Genomic DNA, 6,760 nt, shown 5'->3' on the forward strand with positions numbered 1-6,760 from the left:
CTACTAGATAGTGATAAAATAAACAACAAAAATGATACATAACTGTCCATTTTAGTTACATATATAAATGCTAATACTGCAATAATACACAAAATAGATCCTATTAACTTTATAACTGCTGTTGTTCCTACTATTTCATATTCATTAAATTTCTTTTCAACTAGTTCTTTTATTGTTATTTCATCAAGGCCAAGTGTAGCTAAAATAAAAAATAACCCTATTAAACTCTGGAGATAATTTAAAGCACCGAAATCAACTGGACCTAAATATCTTGCAACCCACACACCAACAAAAAAGGCAGCAAAAATACGTAGCACTCTTTCAAGCATTAACCAAGATATATTTTTCAAATACCTAATAGAGCCAGCACTACCAAAAAAAGACATTAGTTCTATATACTTTTATAGTTTTACTCAAAATAGCTCATTATCTCATATCCGCCATCTTGTAGATAGAGATCTTTTGTCATGAGTTTTAAGTCCGACTTCATCATGTCATTTACTAGATCTTGAAGGTTAAATTCTCTCTTCCAACCTAGCTTTTTCTCTGCTTTACTAGGATCTCCAAGCAGCAAATCAACCTCCGTTGGTCTAAAATATCTTGGATCTACGCAAACCACAGTTTGTCCGATAGTTAAATGGGACAAATTTAAATTTAACTCTTTTGCTTTTTCAAAATTTAGTGAGTCCACGACTCCTACCTCGTCTACGCCAGCCCCTTCAAATCTCAAATTTATGCCAGCATAAGAAAATGCAAATTTTACAAAATCTCTAACCGCTGTTGTTTGTCCAGTTGCTATCACCCAGTCTTCTGGCTCTGGGGCTTGTAGTATCATCCACATCATCTTTACATAATCTTTTGCATGCCCCCAGTCTCTTTTGGCATCTAAATTTCCAAGATAAAGCTTGTCATGAAGCCCAAGCGCTATCTTACTAGCTGCTCTTGTGATCTTTCTAGTTACAAATGTCTCACCTCTAACTGGTGATTCGTGATTAAACAATATACCATTGCAGGCAAAAATACCGTAAGCCTCTCTATAATTAACCGTTATCCAGTATGCATACATCTTTGCAACCGCATAAGGGCTTCTTGGATAAAATGGAGTCGTTTCGCTTTGTGGCGTCTCTTGCACTTTTCCGTAAAGCTCAGATGTAGAGGCTTGATAAATTTTAGTCTTTTTCTCAAGCCCTAATATCCTTATAGCTTCAAGCAATCTAAGAGTGCCTGTGCCATCAGCATTTGCGACATATTCTGGGGTTTCAAAGCTAACATGCACGTGGCTCATGGCAGCTAGGTTGTAAATTTCATCTGGCTGTACTTCTTGGATGATCCTTGTTAAATTCATAGAGTCCGTCATATCACCATAATGTAAGAAAAAATTTCTATTATCAACATGCGGATCTTGATAAAGATGGTCTATTCTGTCTGTATTAAAAAGGCTTGTTCGCCTTTTTACACCATGGACTATATAACCTTTTTTTAGTAAAAATTCCGCCAGATACGATCCGTCTTGACCAGTTATACCAGTTATTAACGCTACTTTTTTATCCATAAATTACCTTTTAAAATCATCATCAAGGCGAATTATATCATCTTCGCCTGTGTATTCACCAACTTGAGCTTCTATTAAAACCACAGGGATCTTACCTTCATTAGATAGCCTATGAATTTCACCCATTTTTATATAGATAGACTCATTAGGACAAACGAGTCTAGTTGTCTCACCTATCGTAACGGTGGCGCTACCTGATAGCACTATCCAATGCTCATTTCTATGAAAATGCCTTTGTAAAGATAGTCTTTTGCCAGGTTTTACCTCTATTATCTTTATCTTATAACCATCTTGATTTTCAAGGACAGTGTAGTTTCCCCAAGGCCTATTTGTCGTAACATGGGCATTACAAAGCTCAGAGCTCTCCTCTTTTAAAATTTCCACCACATTTTTTACTTTTTGGCTAGATGATTTTTTAGATATTAAAAGAGCATCTTTTGTATCAACCACAGTTAGATCATCAGCATCTATCAAAGCTATTTTTTTGCCACTAGATAGAACTAGATTATTGTGAGAATTTATCTGTATCAGATCACTATTTATTGTATTGCCATTGGCATCTTTTGGTAGCTGCTCATCCAAACTATCAAAACTTCCAAGATCACTCCAAGACGCATCTAGTGCTACCATTTTTGCGATACCAGACTTTTCCATCACAGCATAATCTATGCTATTTTGTGGGATATTTTGCATGTCGATAAAGTCTATTTTGATATCAAATTCATCTTTTTTTGCGTTATCAAAAGCTACTTTGCATGCTTCAAGTATCTCAGGAGCAAAAATTTTCATCTGATCCAAGAAAACGTCTGCCTTAAAGACAAACATACCTGAATTCCAGTAGAAATTTTGATCTTTTAGAAATTTCACTGCCTTTTCATAGTCTGGCTTTTCATAAAAGGCCTTTACATCGCCATTATAGCTCTCTATATATCCAAATCCCGTCTCAGGTGACCTTGGCTTTATACCAAAAGTAACTAAGAAATTTTGCTCTGCCAGCTCTTTTGCAGCTTTTACGCTTGTGTGATATGCTTTAATGTCCTTTATCAAATGATCTGAAGGGGTTACTAAAACAATCTCATTTAAATCAAGTGCAAGGCAAGCTAATGTGATCGCTGGCGCAGTATTTCTACCAACTGGCTCGAGAAGATATTTAAAATTTGTGATATTTAAATTTTCTATCTGATCCATCGCCAAGTAGTAGTGATCGATATTTGTAATCACAAATGTATTGTCACAAATTTCACTATTTCGTAGTGCAGTTAGCTGAAAAAGTGATCTATCGTCAAATAATTTAATAAATTGTTTTGGCATTAAAGTCCTACTAATAGGCCACAACCTCGTACCAGAACCGCCACATAATAATATATTAGTCATAATTTATTTCAACTTTAAATTAATATTAAAAATCTTATTTAATTAAACCAAAAACTCACTTTTAAACAGATAAATTTGATGATCTTTACCAGACAGATCAAAACACCTCTCTCATCTTATGTGTTAGCTCCAAGCTCGCTTCGATCTCGGCTCTTTTTGCCATAACACTTTCTATATTTATGCTTAAATTTAGCCCGTTTTTGTCGCCAAATTTCTTTAGCTCACACCAAATTTCTTTGATGATCTCGCAGCTACTAGCTAGGTAGTCAGAGCTTAAATTTAGCCTCTCTTCGACCGAGCTTGGCACGCTCACTCCGAGCCATTTGATAAATTCAAGCGTTTTTGCATTGCCCGCTGTACTAAATGTAAGAAATATCGGCTCGCTTATCTTTGCAGCCGCGCAATCCTCTAAAAATTTACGCGCTAGCTGTACGTCAAAGATCGCTTGCGATATGAAAAATTTAGCCCCGGCTGCGATCTTTTCACGTATCCTTTGTGGCTCATCGCCCTTTTTGCCGTGACGCTCTGCGATACAGACGCCACCTACTGCCAACTCTTTAAATTCGCTAGCGATCTCGTAAGCGCGAGATAAATTTAGCCTCACTTTTTGCGTGCTAGAAGTTGCCCCCACTAGAACGTTTAAATTTGAGCTTTGAGCCTTAAGTGCTGCGCGAAATTCATCCTCGCCGTATCCGCTAGCCACGCGGTAAAATATACTAGGCGTTGCGACGTTTAGGTACCTTTTGTAGTAAATTTCTGGGCTTAGCGTCCCACTAAACTCAAATGTCCTCTCGCTATCATTTCGCTCACTCTCGTCTTGCACCTCGTAAAGCACGAGCCCATCGGCCTTGATATCATTTATCCGCCCCGTCCAGCGCTCTGAGATCTCACGCAGCTTTGACTCTTCAAATTCAGCCTTTGGCGGTGTAAGGCCATATAGCACGAGCCCTTTTTCTTTATTTAAAATTTTCTCTTTTAGCATTTTCTCACTTTTGAACTAAATCAGCCCTCATCACCACGCCAACAGAACTTTTTGACGACATGCAAACAAACTCGTCTTTTAGGTATTTCGCATCGGCTCGCCAAAAGCTTACGATATTTGCCACGTCGGCATTTTGCTTTTTAGCAGCTATCATATATCTTTTTATAACGGCGACAAAAGCCTCTTGGCAATAGCCCTTTATATCTCCGCGATCAGTGATAAATCTTTGAACCTTTATATTTGCCTTGATGACGCTTTTATTTTGGTCGTTTGAGCCAAATTCAAGCCTCACATTTTCAAAGCCTGCTAGCTCTTTTTTGGCAGCTTCTAAATTTAAAGCCTCACTGATACTATAGATATTTGTTTGCTTATACGCACCTTTGTTGAGTGGTATAGAGTGGCGTCCAGAACTACATCCGGACGCAAAGATAACTAATATTACAAATAGAAAAATCCTTTTCATTTTTCAAATCCTTTTTAACTAAATTTTATAGACCTCTTACAATCTTGACAGCTTCTACCATGTTTTTAAGGCTTGGCTCGACCTCTTCCCATTTTCTAGTTTTTAGGCCGCAGTCTGGGTTGATCCAGAGCTGCTCTTTTGGTAAGACTTCAAGCAGAGCTTTGATCTGAGCGACGATCTCCTCGACACTTGGCACACGTGGGCTGTGGATGTCGTAAACGCCAGGTCCGACCTCTTGTTTGTAGCCAACGGCTTTAAAAATTTTAAGTAGCTCGTTGCCACTTCTTGCAGTCTCGATACTAATAACATCAGCGTCCATAGCTTCAATAGTCTTAATAATATCGTTGAATTCAGAGTAGCACATATGCGTGTGGATCTGAGTTTTTGCTTCAGCCGAGCTTACTGAAAGCTTGAAGCAATCAACCGCAAATTTCTCATAAGCTGGGATGTTTTCAGCTCTTAGCGGATAGCCCTCTTTAAATGCTGCTTCATCGACTTGGATCACTCTGATGCCTGCATTTTGAAGGTCTGCGATCTCGTCATAGATACAAAGCGCGAGCTGTTTTGCCACCTCACTTCTTGGCAGATCGTCACGCACAAAGCTCCAGTTTAGCATAGTCACAGGACCTGTTAGCATGCCCTTCATTACGTGTTTTGTGATGCTTTGAGCGTATTTCATCCACTTAACAGTCATCGGCTCTGGGCGGCTTACATCACCAAAGAGAAGTGGTGGTTTGACGCAGCGGCTGCCGTAGCTTTGTACCCAGCCATTTTGGCTAAATGCATATCCACTGATCTGCTCGCCAAAGTACTCAACCATGTCGTTTCTCTCTGGCTCGCCATGTACTAGCACGTCTAGGCCGATATCTTCTTGGAATTTCACGCAGTGATCGATGTATTTTTTGATGCCAGCTTCATAAGCAGCCGCGTCGATCTCACCTTTTTTGAAATTTTGGCGAAGTACGCGAAGATCAACCGTTTGAGGGAAGCTACCTATCGTTGTTGTTGGCAAGATGCCGTATTTTAGTGTTTCGCGTTGAATTTTGATGCGATCTTCAAATTTCTCATCACGCTCAAATTTGCTTAAATTTTTGATGCGTTTTTGAACGCTTTCAGAGTGGATGAGCTTTGAAGTAGCACGGGTTTTAACGGCATTTTTGTTCTCTTCGTAAATTTTTGCCTCAGCCTCATTTAGCTTCTCGCCGTTTGCCAGTTTTGTGATGATCTTGATCTCATCAAGCTTCTCAACCGCAAAGCTTAGCCAGCTTTTGATCTCAGGGTTTAAATTCTCTTCATATTTTAGCGTGTATGGTACGTGAAGAAGCGAGCACGAAGTACCGATGTAAAAGTCTTTGCCGCCTATTTTCTCTGAAATTTCACGAACAAGTTTTACTTTTTCATCGATGTTGCTTTTCCAGATATTTCTGCCGTCGATCACGCCAGCAAATAGCGTCAAATGGCTGTTTTTGATAGTCTCAAGTGCTTCGAAATTTCTCTTGCCATGGATGAAGTCAAGTGCGATGCCGTAAATTTTAGTTTTAGCCACTTCGCTAACTGCTTTAATCGCATGCTCAAAATATGTCGCAAACACGATCTTGATGTTGTTTGCAACGCCTGTTAGCTCGTTATAAACCTTAGTTATAAGTGGCAAAAGATCGCTTTCATTTTTGTCAGTTACAAAGATCGGCTCGTCAAACTGCACTAAAATTTCATCATCAAGCTTAGAAATTTGCTCAAGTAGCTTTTTATACTCGCCTACAAGCGCGTCAAGGTGCTTAAATGGGCAGCTGCCGTCAGTCGTCTTTGAAAGGGCCAAAAATGTGATAGGACCGATCAAATTTACCTTGCCTTTTACGCCGTTAGCCTTCGCCTCTTTGTATTCATTTAGAATTTTGTCCGCTTTTAGGCTAAATTTACTCTCGCTGCTAAGCTCTGGCACGATGTAGTGGTAGTTTGTGTTAAACCACTTTGTCATCTCCATCGCAACGCCATTTTTATTGCCTCTTGAGCAAGCAAAATATTGCTCTAAGCCGCTTAAATTTGCAAATCTTGGAGGCGTAGCGCCAAAAGCGATGATGTTATCAAGCATTAGGTCGTAAAATGAAAAATCATTAACGCTAATAGCCAAAATTCCAGCGTCTTGTTGATATTTCCAGTGTCTTTGGCGAAGTGTCTTTGCAGTCTCTTGCAAATTCTCTTCACTAAAGCCCTCTTTACCAGCCCAAAAGCCCTCTAACGCGCGCTTTAACTCTCTTTTTTCTCCGATTCTTGGAAAACCTAAAACATAACTTTTTATCATTTTTATCCTTTTTAAATTTCTATTTTAAATTAAATCTGTACCCTGCGCAGCAACCTTGAACGTGCAGTGGGGTAGGTGGGGGTTTGGGGG

At 39.2% G+C, this 6,760-nt stretch carries 6 protein-coding genes; all 6 read right to left on the reverse strand.

Annotated features, from left to right (window positions below):
* A partial coding sequence (locus tag CVS92_RS08460) for an oligosaccharide flippase family protein (protein WP_159070358.1) occupies positions 1-386 on the reverse strand: 386 nt, incomplete at its 3' end.
* A 23-nt stretch (positions 387-409) separates the two neighbouring features.
* Positions 410-1,552 (reverse strand): GDP-mannose 4,6-dehydratase, encoded by a 1,143-nt coding sequence (gmd, locus tag CVS92_RS08465; RefSeq protein WP_107789155.1) that lies wholly within the window; start codon positions 1,550-1,552, stop codon positions 410-412.
* Between the two features lie 3 nt (positions 1,553-1,555).
* Positions 1,556-2,926: a mannose-1-phosphate guanylyltransferase/mannose-6-phosphate isomerase gene (locus CVS92_RS08470; protein WP_107789156.1), complete on the reverse strand. Its 1,371-nt coding sequence runs from the start codon at positions 2,924-2,926 to the stop codon at positions 1,556-1,558.
* A 97-nt stretch (positions 2,927-3,023) separates the two neighbouring features.
* Positions 3,024-3,908 carry a methylenetetrahydrofolate reductase gene (locus CVS92_RS08475; protein WP_107789157.1) on the reverse strand — a complete coding sequence of 295 codons (885 nt, stop codon included), beginning with the start codon at positions 3,906-3,908 and terminating at the stop codon, positions 3,024-3,026.
* A gap of 4 nt (positions 3,909-3,912) precedes the next feature.
* Complete coding sequence (locus CVS92_RS08480) at positions 3,913-4,371, reverse strand: hypothetical protein (protein ID WP_107789158.1); 459 nt, start codon at positions 4,369-4,371, stop codon at positions 3,913-3,915.
* Positions 4,372-4,396: 25 nt separating this feature from the next.
* The gene (metE, locus tag CVS92_RS08485) at positions 4,397-6,670 is read right to left on the reverse strand and encodes a 5-methyltetrahydropteroyltriglutamate--homocysteine S-methyltransferase (RefSeq protein ID WP_107789159.1); all 2,274 of its coding nucleotides are present in this window, start codon (positions 6,668-6,670) and stop codon (positions 4,397-4,399) included.
* Positions 6,671-6,760 lie beyond the last annotated feature (90 nt).

Origin of the sequence: Campylobacter concisus (assembly GCF_003048555.1) — a bacterium.
GTDB lineage: Bacteria > Campylobacterota > Campylobacteria > Campylobacterales > Campylobacteraceae > Campylobacter_A > Campylobacter_A concisus_AO.